The organism is Bacillus cereus group sp. BceL062, assembly GCF_051780025.1.
GTDB classification, from domain to species: domain Bacteria; phylum Bacillota; class Bacilli; order Bacillales; family Bacillaceae_G; genus Bacillus_A; species Bacillus_A toyonensis.
In genome coordinates this window covers 221956-240136 of record NZ_JBPWGY010000003.1, presented here as the reverse complement: position 1 = coordinate 240136, position 18181 = coordinate 221956, and the positions used below count along the sequence as shown (strand labels likewise).

Here is an 18181-nt window from a genome sequence, read left to right as displayed (position 1 = left end):
TGCTATAATTTACCAATATAAAAATAAAGTGTATAATAGGGTTCTCCTGGTCAGGGGAACCCTATTTTTGTTGTGAAAATGAAGGAGTGTATGTGCGTGAAAAAAGGTGAAGCAAGTATAACGTCGTTTGTATCAGCTTTCGGAAGGGCATATCATAGTGAATTTGATAATCCGAAAATCTTTGATGATTATGTAGCTAAAGAGTTCATTTCTCAAAAAGAACGTAACGACATTGAAATGAATATGGTTCAAGGAATACATTTTTTCAATACAGACATTGCACAGCAGTTTCAAGATAATCCACAAGAAATATTAAAATGGATTACACAAGTGCAATTATCACCAACACCTTTAGCACGTGCGGCATATTGTGAAAGAGTATTACTACATGAAGTTGCACTAGGCGCGAAACAATACGTCATACTCGGTGCCGGCTTAGACACATTCAGTTTCAGACACCGAGAGTTAGAAAATAAAATAGAAATATTTGAAGTGGATCATCCTTCTACACAGCAGTTTAAGAAGGAGAGAATAGAAGAAGCAGAGTTTGAAATTCCAAACAACCTTCATTTTATTTCGATGGATTTCACGAAAGGATTTTCCTATGAGCAGTTACAGAATGAAGGATTTGAAAATAAAAAGACGTTCTTTAGTCTATTAGGTGTAACGTACTATTTAACGAAAGAGGAACTTTCTAGTTTAATAGAATGTCTATTTGCGATGGTTCCAGAAGGGAGCTCTATCGTTTTCGATTATCCAGATGAAAACTTATTTACAGAAAAGGGACTGTCCAATCGAGTGGAAAATATGGTGAAAATGGCTGCAATAGGCGGAGAACCGATGAAATCATGTTTTTCTTATGCCGAAATGGAAGCACTGTTAGAGAAGGCGGGCTTACTCATTTATGAGCATTTATCGCCAAAAGACATTAATACATTCTATTTTGAAGGACGAAACGATTATTTAAAAGCTTTCGAGACGGTGCATTATGTGCATGCGGTGAAGAAGTAGGAATTAGTAGGCATGGGGAGGAATCTCTGTGTCTTTTTTTGTGGAAAACAAGAGGATGGGATTTATTGAAAAAGATAATGATAGGTATATTGCTACAAGAGTTACTACATCTAAATGAATATCAGGAAGAATGTAGGGTATATTTGTATAAAAAACAGAATATTCAACAAAAATTAACAATTATGTTATATAATGATTTTAATAAACCATATTTTAGAAATTAGCTCCGATTGTGTAGAAATTATATTTTGTTTTGATAAGCTAAAATGTTTAGCTAAAAGAACTTGTAGTGGGGCTTGCTACAAGTTCTTTTATTTGTAAAAATTTTATTGGATAAAATATGGAAAAAGGGAGGGTGTAAGTTTGATAAGAAATTTAAAGAAAGCAGCACTTAATTCGTTAGATGGGAAATGGGGAGTAAGCATAGGGGTATCGGCGTTATACTATTTTGTACCAACTTTAAGTGCATCAGCAATCGCTAGTTTTATATATTTAATATTTGGCCTGTTTATTGGGGTAATTGGTTTGGATGTTTTCTTTATTTATTCAATTGGTGGACAACCACAAGTAGATCCAACAGCACTAGTTTTACTTATTCTAAGTTATTTTTTTATAGGACTGATTTGTTTTTTAATTTACAGTGTCATACAAGGTATCTTTAATTATGGGTATTCTGTTTTCACCTTACGCTTAGGTAAAAATGAAGATGCTAAGGTGGACGATGTATTTGTAGGGTTTAGGAAGAACAATTTGTTTAGATCAATGAAATTAGGAGTATTGCAGTCTATTTTTCTATTTTTATGGAGTCTGTTATTAATTATTCCAGGTATTATTAAATATTTTTCTTATTCAATGGCATATTATATTTTAATAGAGAATCCGGATTATACAGCAAGTGAAGCGTTAAGGGAGAGTAAAAGAATAATGAAAGGACATAAGTTTAAATTATTTGTTCTTTGGTTATCTTTTATTGGCTGGTTTTTATTAACTGCATTTATAGGCATGTTTACATTTAATCTGTCATTCATATTCATTTCCCCTTATTACAACACGACTGTCTCGCATTTTTACTTAGACTTAATTAAGAAACAGGATGCTAGAGAAGCGAAGGTAAGTATATAAAGAATATAATTAGTAATATGTATAATGTATATTTTCTCGATTGTGGACATGCAATTAAGCATATCCCTTTTTAATGTGATATTGAAAGAAATAAAGAAGGTGCAATTGGATATGTTTTACTTATAATAATTTGGATAAGGATGTTATAACATTGGAGGAAGTTAAAATGGGGAAGAGTGAAATGTTTCAAGATTTTAATTTTAAATTAGTAGTAATTGAAGCTTTATTAGATAAAGAGCCATTATTTTTAAAAGAATTAAAAGACTTAATAGATAAGTATACGAATAATTTTGAATGGTATTCAGGAGCTGGCCCGATTGTTGAAATTAGAGCTTTTTTAGAAGAGTTAATTTTGGAAACAAGTGATTTGGAAAAGATTGAATCCCTTGATGGAGGAAATGAAATTTATCATATCTTAAAGCCAGATTGGGATGGTGAAGACAGTTTATTTGATGTAATATCTGTTGAAGGATTTCAAAATTTAAAAAATCTAAAAACAGTGGAATATATTTCAATGTGTTACCCAAAAGTATTAGAACCATTTAAACAAGCTGGAATTGAAATTGAGGATTAATGAGAGACGAGTTACATAATATTGGAAGTGATTCTTATTAAGAAAGAGTCACTTTTTCTTATGCAACGAACAAAGCAGAATGGAGGATACTATGATAATAATCGATAATGATGGTGAAGGCTCCTGGAGTAAAACTGTTGATTTAGGCATTTTAGGTAAATTCAATAGCATTTTTATAGATTTAGATAGATGCGATATAACAGGGGTGACGGATAATATGACTCAAGAAGAAAAGGTAGAAAAAGCTACAAAATATTATGGTAATAGATTCAAAGAGTTAGAAACAAATGTTGGATTTATCACATTTCAATCTCGATAGAAAAGTAAATAGGTATAAAGTATAAAAGATATGAAGATGCATACTTTAGCTTTTAAAATACAGTAACTTTTTTGGAAACAAAAGAGAAAATAGAAGATGTTAAAATTACATGTATATACGCTCCATATATTTATATTTGCTGCTCAATAAACTATCATCTCACATAAGTTTGTACCACATATTCACTTTTATTTACAAAAAATACTATTAATTATTTTCGGATAATTGTTATAATTAAATTGATATAAAAGTTTTTTCTAGATTATGTATTTGAAGAATTCTCATGCGAAAAGAGCCAGTTCTCAAGTAGAGAACTGGCTCTTTGTTGAAGAGAAATAGGATTAGATGTACATAATGGGATAGCAGAATTCCACAAAAAAATCTGTATGTATCCACAACAGTAGTTATATATGACGGAATTTTTAAATTTATAAAAAGATTAAGAGGCGATAGAAAATGAAAAGATATATTAGTATAAAAGGAATTGGCACATATCTTCCAAAACGAAAAGTAGATTCTCTTGAAATAGATCACATGTTAGACGTACCAGAAGGCTGGACATTAAAAAAAGCTGGGGTAAAAACACGATACTTTGTTGATGGGGAAACATCTTCTTATATGGGGGCTGAGGCTGCAAAAAAAGCTGTAGAAGATGCGAAGTTAACATGGGATGATATCGATTGTATTATTTGCGGAAGCGGAACGATTCAACAGGCGATTCCTTCTACTGCATCACTTATGCAAGAACAGCTCGGGCTACAGTATTCTGGTATTCCATGTTTTGATATCAATTCAACATGTCTAAGTTTCATAACAGCACTTGATACAATTTCATACGCAATTGAATGCGGGAGATACAAAAATGTTGTTATTATTTCTTCTGAAATTTCTTCTGTTGGATTAAATTGGGGACAAAATGAAAGCAGTATTTTATTCGGTGACGGTGCGGCAGCTGTTGTCATAACAAAAGGCGATCATTCATCTTCTATTATTGCTTCCCATATGGAAACATATAGCTCTGGTGCGCATTTATCAGAAATTCGTGGCGGTGGAACGATGATTCATCCTAGGGAGTATAGTGAGGAACGAAAAGAAGACTTCTTGTTCGATATGAATGGAAGAGCCATTTTTAAACTATCTTCTAAGTATTTAATGAAGTTTATCGACAAGCTCCTTATGGATACTGGTTATTCTCTAGCCGATATTGATTTAATTGTTCCTCACCAAGCAAGTGGACCAGCTATGAGACTCATTCGTAAAAAATTAGGGGTAGATGAAGAACGCTTTATGACTATTTTTGAAGACTACGGTAATATGATTTCCGCATCTATTCCAGTCGCTCTTTTCGAAGCGATTAAGCAAAAGAAAGTGCAACGTGGAAATAAAATATTATTATTAGGTACTTCTGCGGGACTTTCTATCGGGGGCATCCTTCTTGAATACTAAGAAAACAGTATTAATTACAGGGGCACGTGCACCAGCAACTTTGCATTTATGCAGACTGTTTAATAACGCTGGACATACCGTTATTATTGCAGATAGTATTCCTTATCCGTTAAGTAAAGTTTCAAAGAGTACGGATTACTTTTATGAAATCCCATCTCCAAAGTGGAAAACAAATGAAAGTATCCGTGCGCTACTATCCATTATTCAACGTCACAATGTAGATTTGCTTATTCCAACGTGTGAAGAAGTATTTTATATATCTAAATATAAAGAGGAATTAAGTGCATTTTGTCATGTATTAGTAGATGATTTTCAAAAACTTTTATTACTGCATAATAAGTGGGAATTTATTCAGTTCGTAGAAAATTTAGGGTGGCAAGTACCTGCAACATATAGAATAAATAATGAAGAAGCGATAAGGTCAATGATGCACAAAACACCAGCTCATACTCCTTTTGTATTAAAGCCGATTTACTCCCGGTTTTCTGATAAAGTGGAATTTATTACAAAAGAGGCTGCTCTAAAAGAAAGCATGATACATAAGTCGAATTATATTATGCAAGAGTTTATACAAGGAACGCAGCATTGTTCCTACAGTATTGCACAATCTGGGGAAGTGTTAGCTCACTCTACGTATAAAACGGAATTCACGGCAGGCTTAGGTGCTACCATTGCGTTTCAGCATATGAATCATCCTAAAATTGATCAGTTTGTTACGCATATTGTAAAAGAGTTAAATTTCTCAGGACAAATTGCCTTTGATTTTATCGTTACACAGAATGGAGATGCGATTCCAATTGAATGTAATCCACGTACTACAAGTGGATTACATTTATTCGATGAGGAAATATTGCCCGCTTTTTTTAATGAAAAAGTAAACAATTCATTCATTCCAAAACAAAATTCAGAGTGTGCAATTCGGTTAGCGATGCTTCTATATGGATTTCCTTATTTAAAAAGTAAACAAAAACGTAAACGATGGTTAAAAGTTCTATGCTCTTATCCAGATATCGTTTATCGTCACAATGATTGGAAACCATTTTTTTATCAGTTTTTTAGCATGTATAAATTATGGCGTGAAAGTTATAAATATGAACGGACTATTTTAGAGCAAACAACATATGACATATCGTGGGATGGTGAAGATTTATGAAAATGCTAGTAACTGGTGGAACGGGCTTTCTAGGACAAAAACTCGCCTTTCGACTGAAGAATATGGGCTATGAAGTAACGGCAACGGGAAGAAATAAAACAATCGGTAAGGTATTAGAACAAAATGGAATCGAGTTTGTTCATTGTCCTCTTGAAGACAGGGAGCGTGTGCTAAAAGTTTGTAAAGATAAAGATTATATCTTTCATAGCGGTGCACTTTCTTCCCCTTGGGGCAAATATGAAGATTTTTATAATGCAAATGTGTTAGGAACGAAACATATTATCGAGGGAAGTCAAAAGTACGGTATAAAACGCCTTATCCACGTATCAACACCAAGCATTTATTTCTATTATGATGAGCGACAAAATGTAGTAGAAAATGCGAAACTTCCTGATACGTTTGTAAATCACTATGCAACAACGAAGTACATGGCTGAACAAGCTATTGATCAAGCTTTCGCGCATGGTTTACCAGTTATCACAATACGCCCGCGCGCTTTATTTGGACCAGGAGATAACGCGATTCTTCCTCGTCTTATTAAAGTATGTGAAAAAGGGGCTTTACCGAGAATTGGTACAGAAAATGTTCTTGTTGATATTACGTATGTTGAGAATGTTGTAGATGCTTTACTTCTTTGTATGCATTCGCCAAAACATACATTAGGGCAAAAGTACAATATAACAAATGACGAACGTATCAATTTATATGAGGTCATAGAAAATGTAATGAAGCGTCTTGATAAGGAAGTACGATATAAAAAAATTTCCTACAAAACTGCTTTTACACTAGCGGCTATATTAGAAGGAATCTCAAAAACTATTTTATTCGGAAAAGAACCTATTCTTACAAAGTATACTGTTAGCGTCCTTTCAAAAAGCCAGACGTTAAGTATTGATAAAGCTAAAGAAGAACTAGGATATGCTCCAAAGGTCAGTATAGAAGAAGGAATTACAAAATTTGTAGACTGGTGGAAAATACAATGAAAATCAAATCTTTAAAGCTATATGATACAGGATATTGCACACATCCAGAAAAAATCGCATATTCCAAGGGCAGTTGGAAACAAATCTGTTTTCCAGCAACAGTAGGATTACTCCAGCATCCAGAATTAGGATATATTTTATTTGATACTGGATATGCAGGACACTTTAAAGAAGCGACAAAAAAATTCCCTTACTCTGTATATGCAAAACTGACGCCTGTTCATTTTACGGAAGAGCAATCTATTAAACGGCAACTTCTTCTTGATGGTATTCAGCCAGAAGAAATTAAATATATTATTCTTTCTCATTTTCATGGCGATCATACAGCGGGTTTACCCGATTTTCCAAAAGCGAAAATATTAACCTTCGCAAAAGCTTATGAGGATATTAAAAAGAGAAGTAAATTTGGTGCTCTATTAAAAGGGTGTTTAAAAGATACACTGCCGGTGGATTTAGAGCAGAGGATGTCATTCATTGATCAAACTCCATCCCTTAACTTACCTTCTACATATGGAAAGTTTGAAGAGGGCTATGATGTATTTGATGATGGCTCATTATTTGCTGTTGACTTAACAGGACATGCAACTGGTCAATTTGGTATATTCGTCCATTTACAGAGTAATAAAATTGTCTTTCTTTGTGCAGACGCAGTGTGGCTAAGTAAAACGTATCAAAACCTTGTATTTCCTAGTAAGGTTGCAAACCTTTTAACGAGCCATCCAAAGTCTTACCGGAAGAATATTGAGAAGTTACACCATTTATCACAAACATCACCTGAGATTGAAATTGTACCAACTCATTGTGAACATACATGGGATAAAATTAAAGCAGGGGTGTACTATGAATAAACTACGGATTCTCAAGCAATACTTGAAAACAAAATATGGCTTGAGATTTTCAAATCGCAAACAATTGGAACAGTTTCATAAACGACAAATAGAAAAACAACTTTTGTTCACGATAGAGGCGTCGCCTTTTTATCGCCAGTTATATAAGCCGTTTTTACATGAAATTCAAAAAGGGAATTTGTCTGCACTCCCCATTATTGATAAAGAAGTAATGATGGAACATTTTGATACACTAAATACAGTACATATTTCAAAGAAAGAAGCGTTTCATGTAGCATTTGAAGCAGAAAAGACCCGGAATTTCTCACCAACCATTCGTAATATAACTGTCGGTTTATCATCAGGAACTAGTGGAAATCGTGGGGTTTTTCTCGTTTCCGAGGAAGAACAAACGTTGTGGGCTGGCTCGATTATTGGAAAGGTGCTTCCTTCTAGCATTCTACATAAACACACGATTGCTTTTTTCTTACGTGCAAATAGCAATTTATACGAAGCGACAAAAAATAAGCGAATCTCATTTCATTTTTTTGATTTACTAGATCCGTTTCAACAGCATATCACGCGATTAAATGAAGTAAAGCCATCTATTTTAATTGCACCTCCGTCTATGTTACGGAAAATTGCTTACTGGCAGCAAGAAGGACTGATTACAATTTGTCCTAAGAAAATTATCTCTGTAGCAGAAGTGCTTGAAGATATTGATAGAGACTTTATTTCTGCAACTTTCAAGCAGACAGTACACCAAGTTTACCAATGTACAGAAGGTTTTCTTGCTACCACCTGCAAGCAGGGGACATTACACATGAATGAAGACCTCGTTCATATTGAAAAAGAATACTTAGATCAAGAGAAAGGGATATTTGTTCCCATTATTACTGATTTCATGAGGAAAACACAGCCGATTATACGATATCGTCTCAATGACATATTAATTGAGAAAAAGACGCCGTGCAGCTGTGGCTCACCTTTCTTAGCATTAGAACGTATTGATGGTCGATGTGACGATATATTTATTGGAATAAGTGAAGTGGATCATAGCGAAATATTTATTTTTCCAGATTTCATTAGAAGAGCAATTTTGTTTGCATCTAGTGACATTCAAGAATTTAAAGTAATACAACATAGCGTAGACAAAATTGAAATTAAACTTAAAGCACTACCTGAAAATCTCGAATTATGTCAATCAAAGGTAATGCAAGAATTACATACACTATGGTCTACTAAAAAGTGTGCGATACCACATTTTTTCTTTTCACATTACGATATTCAAGTATATGATAAAAAATTAAAAAGAATAGAAAGTTTTGTAAAGCGTGGTGAACATAAATGATTCAGTTACATGATGTTCATTCTTTGGATAGCATTGATTGGGAATCCAAAAAAGATGGAGCGTATGTACGAGATAGTTTCTTGCCTCTTTTTCAAAAGGGCGTTACAGCATTTATTGAAAATGTTAACACGCAGCTCTTTCTATTAGAAATTGATGATCTCATCTTGCCAGTCACTCTTAATAACGCAGAGTTCGAAAATTCATATGTATGTTCTCCTTATACACATTACATATCTTATGCGTTAGAAGAGCTATGGGAGTTGAAAAAAACATGGCTAGAGAAGCTATTAACCTATCCGATTCATCTTATGGGAAATTGGCTAAGACGAACGAATATTAATAAAGTAATTGTCGTAAATAATTGGATGCTTTCAACAAATCTTTATCACTCTATCAACGAACAACAGATCGAACAAATAACGAAAGTATTAGTTGAGAAATTTCCAGAGCATACCATTCTATTTCGCTCTTTAAATAACAAATTATATCCCGCAACGACAGAAGCACTATCTACAGTCGGTTACAATAAAATTATGTCTCGTTCTATATACTTATTTGATCCGAAACACTATAAAAAAATGAATCGAAAAAAACGAAAAGACTTATTAAATGATAAAAGTTTATTAGAGAAAAGCAATTATGAAATTATTACGAATGAAGAATTAACAAAAGATGATATTTTACAAATTTCCCAGCTATACAACCAACTATATATTGAAAAATATTCCGCCCATAACCCAATGTTTACACCCGCTTATTTATGGAATGCTCTTCAGCATCGTTTATTTGAGATAAAGGCCATAAAAAAAGGGGATACAATTGATGGTGTCATTGCTTATTTTATTAGGGATGGAGTTATGACAACGCCAATCCTTGGCTATCATACAAACTCTGACCAGCAACAAGGTTTATACCGTATACTTTCCCTCCTTATTACAATGGATTCTATCGAAAAAGATTTAATTTGTCATTGTAGTGCTGGGGCTGGAGAGTTCAAACGAAATCGTGGTGCAACACAGCAAATTGAATACAGTTATGTATATAACGCTCATTTACCACCTAGCCAACAAAAGGTATGGAAAGTATTAATGTGGATATTAAATACATATATAGAACCGATGGCAAAAAAACATCGCTTTTAAGCAAAAAAGGAATAAGATTCATAATTTGTAGGAGTTATAAGTGTTTAATCTTGTTTTGTTAGTTGATTGAACAAAATGTTTTTTTAGTAAGCTACATAAAATAATCAATCTTTTCATAAAAACTTAGGGAAGCCAGAAGAACTCCACACATTTTAATCAAAATGTGTGGGGTTCTTCTTTTTATAAAATGAATATTTGTAGTGTGGAATATACCCAATTGATTAACCGAACTAGTATTTTAGGGACATTAACTGAAACCATAAATATAACCTCATGTCTATCTTGTTGATGAATTTCATTGTCTTTAGATAAAGAACAGTAAAACTTCAGCTCTTTGATTTTTATTACAATTTTGTAAGGTTAAGTAATAAAAATCGATAGAATAGGATATTAGAATGGGATATTCTAATCGATGGGTAGAATATTCTGAAAAAAAGGGGTGTAGCAAATGAAGAATAGACAAAAAGCATCGATAATATGCAAAAGTATTTTATGTTTAATGATTTGTATATTCATTATGAATGAAGCATGGTTTACAAATGTGGTGAGGGCAGAATCGGGCACGTTGACTGATAGGAGTATAGAGAATTTCAAAAAAAAGATGGATGAACAGGTACCAAAATGGCAGGAGAATTATGAGGTACCAGGGGCTGCAATAGGTATCGTACATGAGGGGCGTATTGCTTATACACTTAACTACGGTTATGTAGACAAAAAGACAAAAAAAGCGGTGAGTGATGATACATTGTTTCAAGCTGGTTCTATATCTAAAAGCCTTACAGCGTGGGGAATCTTGCATCTTGTAGATGAAGGTCGTTTATCACTAGATGATCCCGTTGGAAAATATCTGACCAAATGGAAATTACCTAATTCAGAGTTTAATAATAATGAAGTCACGATAAGAAGATTGTTAAGTCATACAGCAGGGCTGTCTGCACATAAAGGATACCTCGGGGTTGCACCAGGGAAACATCTTGACTCTATTGAGGAATCTCTGTCTGGAAAAGGATGGCTTAATGAACCAGTGGAGGTTACCAATAAACCAGGTTCAGAAACAATTTACTCTGGTGGCGGATATACAATTTTACAACTTGTAATTGAAGAGGTTACCGGAATACCGTTTGATCGTTATATGGAAGAACAAATTATGAAACCTTTAGGAATAAAATCTAGTTCATTCTTACAACGTCCTGAAAACCATAACCTTTCGAAAGCTTATGGATATTTTGGAGAGGAGCTCCCTAGTTACCAATTTACCGAACAGGCTGCTGCAGGTCTTAAGACAAATGTTACGGATATGATGACATTGATACTTGCAAGCATGGATGCAAATAATAAAGGGAATGGTGTCATCAAAAGTGAACATGTTGAAGAAATGCAAAAGCTAGTATTAGGGGAGAATGGTTTAGGTATATTTGAAAAAAAACTATCTAATCAATGGAAATTACTTTATCATTCTGGTGACAATCGAGGCTGGCATTCTTTTTATGGTTTCATTCCTAATACAAAGGATGGATTGGTAATCCTTACAAATGGTGAAGGTGGTATAGACTTACGACAGGATATTTACCACGCATGGATTGAATATGAAACGGGAAAATTACCTGAAAGTTACTTCTCTCTAGCTGAGCAGAGAAAAAACAACTCTATTACATCAATTGTTATTGGAGCCACACTTGGTTTATATTTGCTGCTATTTGTGATTAGATTATACAAAGGTAGAAGAACTTTCATTTTTAAGCAAGAGAAGAGATCCTACATCGGATTAGTAGTTAGGACATTTTTACTTATTATTACTGCTATCCTCGTATTTTGTGCTGCCTATTTGTGGAGAGTTTTCAGCTTGAATTCCGGTAATACAATAAATTTTATTCTAATAATGGTATGGATTATAACATTAGTAATTAGTGGATTTTTCCCGAAAATTAAAAGTAATAAAAAACAACGTATGAAACGAAAAGATTTAACATCAAAATTTACATGTATGTAATGTTAAAGGCTAGAAAGCTAGATTGGCGCGAATCTCGAATTGTGGAGTGCAATGAAAAGACAAAATCTCTTAAAAAACAATTAATTTTTCACTCCATCAGCCTTTACAATCTCTCCCTATAATATGAATTGGACAAGCACCTAAGAGAAAGCAGAACATGTCAGTTTGCACATTCTATTAGTAGGGGGAGAATTTGTATGAAAAAGACAGTTGCTTCATTAGCTGTTATGGCGGCATTATTACCGACATTTTCAGCACATGCGGAAGGGAAAGAGCAAGTTCGAAAATCAGCTACAACTTTTAACGTTATTAGTGATATTCAAGGGGATTTGGGGGATTTTGATCACGTATTAAAGGATATGAACAAAGTGACACCACTTTCTAGAGCGCTTATTATGAATGGGGATATAACGCCAACGGGACAACAGTCACAATATGATGATGTGAAGCGTGTGTTAAACAAAAATAAGCATCCAGAAAATGTATGGTCAACTGTTGGGAATCATGAGTTTTATGCTGGTAAATGGACAGCTGATGGGAAATTTTCTCAAAATACATGGCCAAATGGTGTAACTGAGGAAACGCTATTTAACCGTTATCTGAAATTCAGTGGGCAAGAAAAGGTATATCATAAAAAAGAATTAGACGGTTATCCGCTTTTATTTTTAGGAACTGAAAAATATATGAAATACCACGATTCAAAAATGTGGGACGAAGTATATATGAGTGATGAGCAATTAGGTTGGCTTAAACAAAATTTAGAAGAGTATAGTCAAAAAGATAAAAATAAACCAATTTTCATTTTCTCTCATCACGTTTTACCTGATACGGTATCCGGATCGAAACAATCACCATATTTACAAGATTATTTAAACGTGGATAAATTGTACGATATATTAAAAGACTATCCGCAAGTTGTTTTCTTCACGAGTCATACGCATTGGGATTTAAACTTACCTGACTGGGCTGGTAAAAAGAAAATTAAAGGCGGAGATGAAAAAGGTTTCACTGTTGTAAATACGGGCGGGATTGAAACAGGCTGGATGTCAGCAGGACCAAATGGTGGAGAGAAAACTGCTCCTGATGGATATTCATTTAAACAAGGACTGCAAGTGAAAGCATACGGTAACGATGTTGTCGTAACGGCTTACGATTATAAACGTGATAAGGATATTAAGAAATTATTAGTTAGTGATTCAAAAGTTGCGCAAATGGCACCAAATGTAACAGCTGATGATAGTAAAAACGTAATTGCCGGTGCAACTGAATACATGGAGTACTCTATAGAAGGAACGAATGAGTGGTATACGTATAATAAAGCAAATCCTCCGAAATTTGATGGAGATAAAACTGTATACGTACGTCATAAAGGTGAAATGAATTTAGAGCCGGGATTAACGCAGTTACTTCGTTTTTCGGTAAATAAGTGATTGGAGGGAGTCCACATTTGAATGTGTGGGCTCTTTTTTTGTTGATGAGAAATGGGTGCTTGTCTGTCGTTTTTTGTCGATAGATCGATGTATTAAGAAAATCGTTGATATATTGCAAGTTACGATCGATATATTTGAAAAACCGTTGATATATTGTAAGTAATGAACGATATATTTAAAAAATCGTTGATATAAATTTCATGTACCGTAATTAAGTTAAAATCATTAATACGGTTTTACTTATCAAAATGAAATTCTAATACATTTTTAACCCAGAAAGGTGACTTCATCATTTTTACGTGTAATAATAGTAACGTTACATATATTGTGAAAGAAGTACAAAAGGAGCGTTACAATGAATTTAGCTAAATTCCCGAGAAAAAAATATACAGAATCATATACACCAATTGAAAAGTTAAACAATTTTTCTGAAGTACTTGGTGGGCCGACTATTTATTTTAAACGAGATGATTTACTTGGTTTAACAGCTGGTGGTAATAAGACAAGAAAGTTAGAGTTTCTAGTTGCGGATGCACAGGAAAAGGGTGCAGATACGTTAATTACAGCTGGTGGTATTCAGTCAAATCATTGCCGCCTGACACTGGCAGCTGCGGTAAAAGAGAAAATGAAATGTATCCTTGTTTTAGAGGAAGGGCTTGAGCCAGAAGAGAAGCCAGACTTTAACGGAAACTATTTCTTATATCACTTATTAGGTGCTGAAAACGTAATTGTTGTACCAAACGGAGCAGATCTTATGGAAGAGATGCAGAAGATAGCAAAAGAAGTAGGTGAAAAAGGTAGTACACCATATGTAATACCGGTTGGTGGATCAAACCCTACTGGCGCAATGGGATACGTTGCTTGTGCGCAAGAAATTATGGCGCAATCATTCGAGCAAGGAATTGATTTCAGTACAGTTGTTTGTGTAAGTGGTAGCGCGGGTATGCATGCTGGTTTAATTACTGGTTTTTCTGGAACGCAAAGCCAGATTCCTGTAATCGGAATTAACGTAAGTAGAGGAAAAGCTGAGCAAGAAGAGAAAGTAGCAAAACTTGTAGATGAAACTTCAGCTCACGTTGGTATCCCAAACTTTATCCCGCGCGAAGCCGTTACATGCTTTGATGAATATGTAGGACCAGGATACGCTTTACCAACACCAGAAATGGTTGAAGCAGTACAGTTACTTGCGAAAACTGAAGGTATTTTACTTGATCCAGTGTATACAGGTAAAGCAGTAGCGGGACTAATTGACTTAATTAGAAAAGGTACATTTAATAAAGAAGATAACATTTTATTCGTACATTCAGGTGGCTCGCCAGCTTTATATGCGAACACATCTCTATTTGCGTAAGTGTAAAAAGCATTGGGTATCCAATGCTTTTTTTTGTTATATAGCGGAATTGTTAGAAGGTGAGAAGTGGATTACATGGGTTCAAATGTAAAGTAATTCAGATATCGTTATAATTGATTGTTTAAAAATGTTATGAGATGGGCCTTAGTATGTATAAAGTTCGTTCTGTTTGCTACTGTTTTGTTTGATGTTCAGTATTTTATTACTAGATTAGCAAGTGATAAATTCAATAAGTTTTAAAAAGTTATAGGTGTTAGTTTGATTAAAGTATTGCTACAAATATTGACTTTATAAATAGAAGAAACCCAAACAATTTAATCAAAATGTTTGGGTTTTAATTTTAGATTCTTTACATTTTTATAAAAAAGATTGATCGTTTTATGTGGCCTACTTAAATATTTTGTCATTTTCAAAAAAAGTTCATTTATATATTCCTTCAAAATTTTATTTACATGTGTATAAAGGATTTAGTCAATAAAGAAGATTTTAAAATGTTATGTTGAGAAAAGGGAATTGCTAAAAAGAGAATATCTATTCGAAGAGTTTGGCAAAATACTGCAAGGATAAAGTATTCTTGTGCAGATATGCAAACGATTTAAACGAATCAATGAAATTTATAATGAGGGAGCAAACAAATATATGAGTGAAACATTACATAAAAGAAAACCACCATATTTAATGCTTGTAATTCTTTTTATTGGGGCCTTTGTTTCATTTCTAAATAACTCGCTTTTAAATGTAGCTTTGCCATCAATAATGAAAGATTTAGACATTCAAGATTATTCAACGATCCAGTGGCTTTCTACAGGATATATGCTTGTTAGTGGTATATTAATTCCGGCATCAGCATTTTTAATAACCCGCTTCTCAAATAGGAGCTTATTTATTACATCTATGGTGATTTTTATTCTTGGTACTGCCTTAGCGGCTGTAGCACCGAACTTTGGTTTATTACTTACTGGTCGGATGGTTCAAGCGGCAGGATCTTCAGTTATGGGACCTTTGTTAATGAATATTATGCTAGTAAGCTTTCCGAGAGAAAAAAGGGGAACAGCAATGGGGATTTTTGGACTAGTTATGATTACAGCTCCAGCAATTGGACCGACACTATCAGGTTATATTGTAGAGTATTATGACTGGCGTTTGCTTTTTGAAATGATTTTACCGTTAGCAATCATTAGCTTACTATTAGGGGTTTGGAAATCTGAAAATGTCATGAAACAAAATAAAAATGCAAAACTTGATTATCTCTCATTGCTATTATCTTCTGTCGGTTTTGGCGGTTTGTTATATGGATTCAGTTCTGCAAGCTCCGATGGTTGGACGAATAAAGTTGTTTTAACAACCTTAATCATAGGCGCTATTGCCCTAATTGCTTTCATTATTCGTCAATTAAAAATGGATGAGCCGTTATTGGATTTACGTGTTTACAAGTACCCAATGTTTGCACTTGCGTCTGTAATTGCAATTGTCAATGCGGTGGCCATGTTTTCAGGTATGATTTTAACACCAGCTTATGTACAAAACGTCCGTGGCATTTCGCCGCTGAACTCTGGGCTGATGATGCTTCCGGGTGCGGTAATAATGGGGGTTATGTCACCAATTACAGGTAAACTATTTGATAAATATGGCCCTCGGATTCTTGGCATAGTAGGACTTTCCATTACAGCTGTTTCAACTTATATGCTGGCAAACCTACAACTCGACTCTAGTCACACGCATATTATTCTTATTTACACACTGCGGATGTTTGGGATGGCGATGGTGATGATGCCGCTTATGACAAATGGTCTTAATCAATTGCCAACTCGCTTAAATCCGCACGGTACAGCTGTTAATAATACAGCTCAACAAGTGTCCGGTTCGATTGGTACTGCTATTCTTATTACGATTATGAATTCTGTAACAAAAACAAAAGCTGAAAGTCTAATGGCTGATGTAGATCCAACAACCTTCACAGAAGCTACGAAGGCAATGTTAACGCAGAAGGCTTTATTATCCGGAATTCAGCATTCATTCTATGTAGCGCTTGGCATGAATGTTGTTGCACTACTATTAGTTTTTTTCGTTAAACGTGTAGATACAAGTGCGGAAGCTGTCGAGAGGTTAAATCGTTAAAGCAAAAAAACTCTTGATAATGATTCCTATAAGTTTTTTGCTGATTAGTTAGGCTGTGAAGAAATACAATTTTTTGTTGCTAAGGCGTCGGTATTTAAAGCTGGAAAAGAACCAGTGAAATAATTACATATAGTAAAAAGGATCTAATATTCATATCAGATCCTTTCAGATTGAAGACAAACACATTGTTCAATTAAATAATGTGTTTGTTTTTTATCTATTTCTCTATCCTTCTCAACCTTTTTATTCGGTGTTTTTTTATTTTTACTCAATATTTTCTACATGTAAACACTTAGTTTCACAGTAATAGCCTTTGCCGCCAACATAAACTTTTTCTATTTCATTCTTGCTATTGGTTGCTAATTTAACTAATATTTCGGAAGGCGAGTGTAAAGAATAACCTTGTTCAAATACATAGACTTCTTTTTGTAAGTAGTGCTGTTCATAAAGGTAGCAAGCTAATGCACCGTTTGAAGTTCCAGTCGCTGCTTCTTCATTGATATCGTATAGTGGAGCAAAGTTTCTGCATATAATTCGATTGTCATTAAAAGTATATAGATGCATCCCGACAACATTATAATACTTGCTGATTTTTTTAATTTTTTCAAAATTAGGTTGCATTGTATGTAATTGTGTTTCGCTTTTTATAGGAATTAAAATATCTTTTAAGCCCGTGGAGACAATTTGAATTGGGTATTTATTGTCTATATCTTTAATGTCAAAGCAGTCGATAAACTCATTTGGAGATATAACATCATAGAATATCGGTTCGTTTTGTTCCATGAATATGATGTCCTCTTTTATGGTAATAGTAAGAACACCGCTGTTCGTTTCAATCGTATAGCGATTCTTGAAAAGTTTATTTAAATGCATCAGTATCGTGAAAGAGCCAATTGTGGCATGCCCACATAAATCAACTTCTTCTTTTGGTGTAAAATATTCAATTTTATAATCAGCAATTTCAGATTCTGATATAAATGCGGTTTCCGCATAGCCCAGTTGTTTGGCTATTGCCATTTTTTGAGTAGTGGTCAATGTATTCTCCATAAATACCAATCCTGCTTTATTTCCGCCTTTATGATCCTTGCTAAATGCACTTGCAACATAAACAGATATTTTCATAAGACACCTTCCTCACTTATAGTAAATTGTAACATGGAAAGCACTACGTATAAATGTTGTTGGATAAATTTACTATAAAGCAAGAGACGAACTATTTTTTAGCATCGGAACTCTCTGGGAATAGTTTCACTAGTCAAACATTACTTACTTATCGTATTTGTTTGACTGGACATTAAAAACTATGGGCTTTCCAAATACTACAATCTTAAGCTCATCAACTTCTTTGTTTTGGGTATTCGCTT

14 protein-coding genes and 1 pseudogene are annotated in these 18181 nt (G+C 34.0%); 14 read left to right on the top strand and 1 reads right to left on the bottom strand.

From position 1 onward, the window contains the following. Window positions 1–96: 96 nt before the first annotated feature. The 14 genes and pseudogenes from ACS2MN_RS09505 (at window position 97) to ACS2MN_RS09440 (ending at window position 16817) form a co-directional block, all read left to right on the top strand. Window positions 97–1011: a class I SAM-dependent methyltransferase gene (locus ACS2MN_RS09505; RefSeq protein ID WP_346994497.1), complete on the top strand. Its 915-nt coding sequence runs from the start codon at window positions 97–99 to the stop codon at window positions 1009–1011. A gap of 363 nt (window positions 1012–1374) precedes the next feature. Further along, window positions 1375–2133 carry a DUF975 family protein gene (locus ACS2MN_RS09500; protein WP_000620771.1) on the top strand — a complete coding sequence of 253 codons (759 nt, stop codon included), beginning with the start codon at window positions 1375–1377 and terminating at the stop codon, window positions 2131–2133. Between the two features lie 166 nt (window positions 2134–2299). Beyond that, window positions 2300–2707 (top strand): DUF6892 domain-containing protein, encoded by a 408-nt coding sequence (locus tag ACS2MN_RS09495; protein WP_346994498.1) that lies wholly within the window; start codon window positions 2300–2302, stop codon window positions 2705–2707. Window positions 2708–2798: 91 nt separating this feature from the next. Then, window positions 2799–3017 (top strand): annotated as a pseudogene (locus ACS2MN_RS09490) (hypothetical protein); the annotation flags it as partial. A 465-nt stretch (window positions 3018–3482) separates the two neighbouring features. After that, window positions 3483–4472, top strand: a complete 990-nt coding sequence (locus ACS2MN_RS09485; protein WP_000833200.1) for a beta-ketoacyl-ACP synthase III — start codon at window positions 3483–3485, stop codon at window positions 4470–4472. Beyond that, on the top strand, window positions 4462–5625 hold the full coding sequence (locus ACS2MN_RS09480; protein ID WP_140154100.1) for an ATP-grasp domain-containing protein: 1164 nt from the start codon (window positions 4462–4464) through the stop codon (window positions 5623–5625). The genes ACS2MN_RS09485 and ACS2MN_RS09480 overlap by 11 nt, the downstream gene beginning before the upstream one ends. After that, window positions 5622–6608: an NAD-dependent epimerase/dehydratase family protein gene (locus tag ACS2MN_RS09475; protein ID WP_236803653.1), complete on the top strand. Its 987-nt coding sequence runs from the start codon at window positions 5622–5624 to the stop codon at window positions 6606–6608. The genes ACS2MN_RS09480 and ACS2MN_RS09475 overlap by 4 nt, the downstream gene beginning before the upstream one ends. After that, a complete protein-coding gene (locus ACS2MN_RS09470) occupies window positions 6605–7456 on the top strand; it encodes an MBL fold metallo-hydrolase (protein ID WP_346994499.1) in 852 nt (283 codons plus the stop codon). Before ACS2MN_RS09475 ends, ACS2MN_RS09470 begins: the two co-directional genes overlap by 4 nt. After that, window positions 7449–8786, top strand: coding sequence for a F390 synthetase-related protein (locus ACS2MN_RS09465; RefSeq protein ID WP_346994500.1), 1338 nt, complete (start codon window positions 7449–7451; stop codon window positions 8784–8786). Before ACS2MN_RS09470 ends, ACS2MN_RS09465 begins: the two co-directional genes overlap by 8 nt. Next, entirely contained in the window at window positions 8783–9928 is a 1146-nt protein-coding gene (locus ACS2MN_RS09460; RefSeq protein WP_346994501.1) for a hypothetical protein, read from the top strand. Before ACS2MN_RS09465 ends, ACS2MN_RS09460 begins: the two co-directional genes overlap by 4 nt. A 448-nt stretch (window positions 9929–10376) precedes the next feature. After that, window positions 10377–11918 (top strand): serine hydrolase domain-containing protein, encoded by a 1542-nt coding sequence (locus ACS2MN_RS09455; RefSeq protein WP_000797441.1) that lies wholly within the window; start codon window positions 10377–10379, stop codon window positions 11916–11918. Between the two features lie 197 nt (window positions 11919–12115). Beyond that, complete coding sequence (locus ACS2MN_RS09450) at window positions 12116–13348, top strand: DUF4073 domain-containing protein (RefSeq protein ID WP_346994502.1); 1233 nt, start codon at window positions 12116–12118, stop codon at window positions 13346–13348. Between the two features lie 355 nt (window positions 13349–13703). Next, window positions 13704–14699, top strand: coding sequence for a D-cysteine desulfhydrase (locus ACS2MN_RS09445; protein WP_346994503.1), 996 nt, complete (start codon window positions 13704–13706; stop codon window positions 14697–14699). A gap of 639 nt (window positions 14700–15338) precedes the next feature. Next, window positions 15339–16817 (top strand): DHA2 family efflux MFS transporter permease subunit, encoded by a 1479-nt coding sequence (locus tag ACS2MN_RS09440; RefSeq protein ID WP_000005106.1) that lies wholly within the window; start codon window positions 15339–15341, stop codon window positions 16815–16817. A gap of 264 nt (window positions 16818–17081) precedes the next feature. Here ACS2MN_RS09440 and ACS2MN_RS09435 read toward each other — a convergent pair whose 3' ends face one another. Then, window positions 17082–17939, bottom strand: a complete 858-nt coding sequence (locus tag ACS2MN_RS09435) for a PhzF family phenazine biosynthesis protein (protein WP_198130363.1) — start codon at window positions 17937–17939, stop codon at window positions 17082–17084. Between the last annotated feature and the right edge of the window lie 242 nt (window positions 17940–18181).

Bases quoted from the DNA above. Each gene is read 5' to 3' on its own strand.
- ACS2MN_RS09495 (WP_346994498.1), top strand. From the start codon at position 2,300: ATGGGGAAGAGTGAAATGTTTCAAGATTTTAATTTTAAATTAGTAGTA.
- ACS2MN_RS09445 (WP_346994503.1), top strand. From the start codon at position 13,704: ATGAATTTAGCTAAATTCCCGAGAAAAAAATATACAGAATCATATACA.
- ACS2MN_RS09485 (WP_000833200.1), top strand. From the start codon at position 3,483: ATGAAAAGATATATTAGTATAAAAGGAATTGGCACATATCTTCCAAAA.
- ACS2MN_RS09465 (WP_346994500.1), top strand. From the start codon at position 7,449: ATGAATAAACTACGGATTCTCAAGCAATACTTGAAAACAAAATATGGC.
- ACS2MN_RS09460 (WP_346994501.1), top strand. From the start codon at position 8,783: ATGATTCAGTTACATGATGTTCATTCTTTGGATAGCATTGATTGGGAA.
- ACS2MN_RS09435 (WP_198130363.1), bottom strand. From the start codon at position 17,939: ATGAAAATATCTGTTTATGTTGCAAGTGCATTTAGCAAGGATCATAAA.
- ACS2MN_RS09450 (WP_346994502.1), top strand. From the start codon at position 12,116: ATGAAAAAGACAGTTGCTTCATTAGCTGTTATGGCGGCATTATTACCG.
- ACS2MN_RS09455 (WP_000797441.1), top strand. From the start codon at position 10,377: ATGAAGAATAGACAAAAAGCATCGATAATATGCAAAAGTATTTTATGT.
- ACS2MN_RS09470 (WP_346994499.1), top strand. From the start codon at position 6,605: ATGAAAATCAAATCTTTAAAGCTATATGATACAGGATATTGCACACAT.
- ACS2MN_RS09440 (WP_000005106.1), top strand. From the start codon at position 15,339: ATGAGTGAAACATTACATAAAAGAAAACCACCATATTTAATGCTTGTA.
- ACS2MN_RS09475 (WP_236803653.1), top strand. From the start codon at position 5,622: ATGAAAATGCTAGTAACTGGTGGAACGGGCTTTCTAGGACAAAAACTC.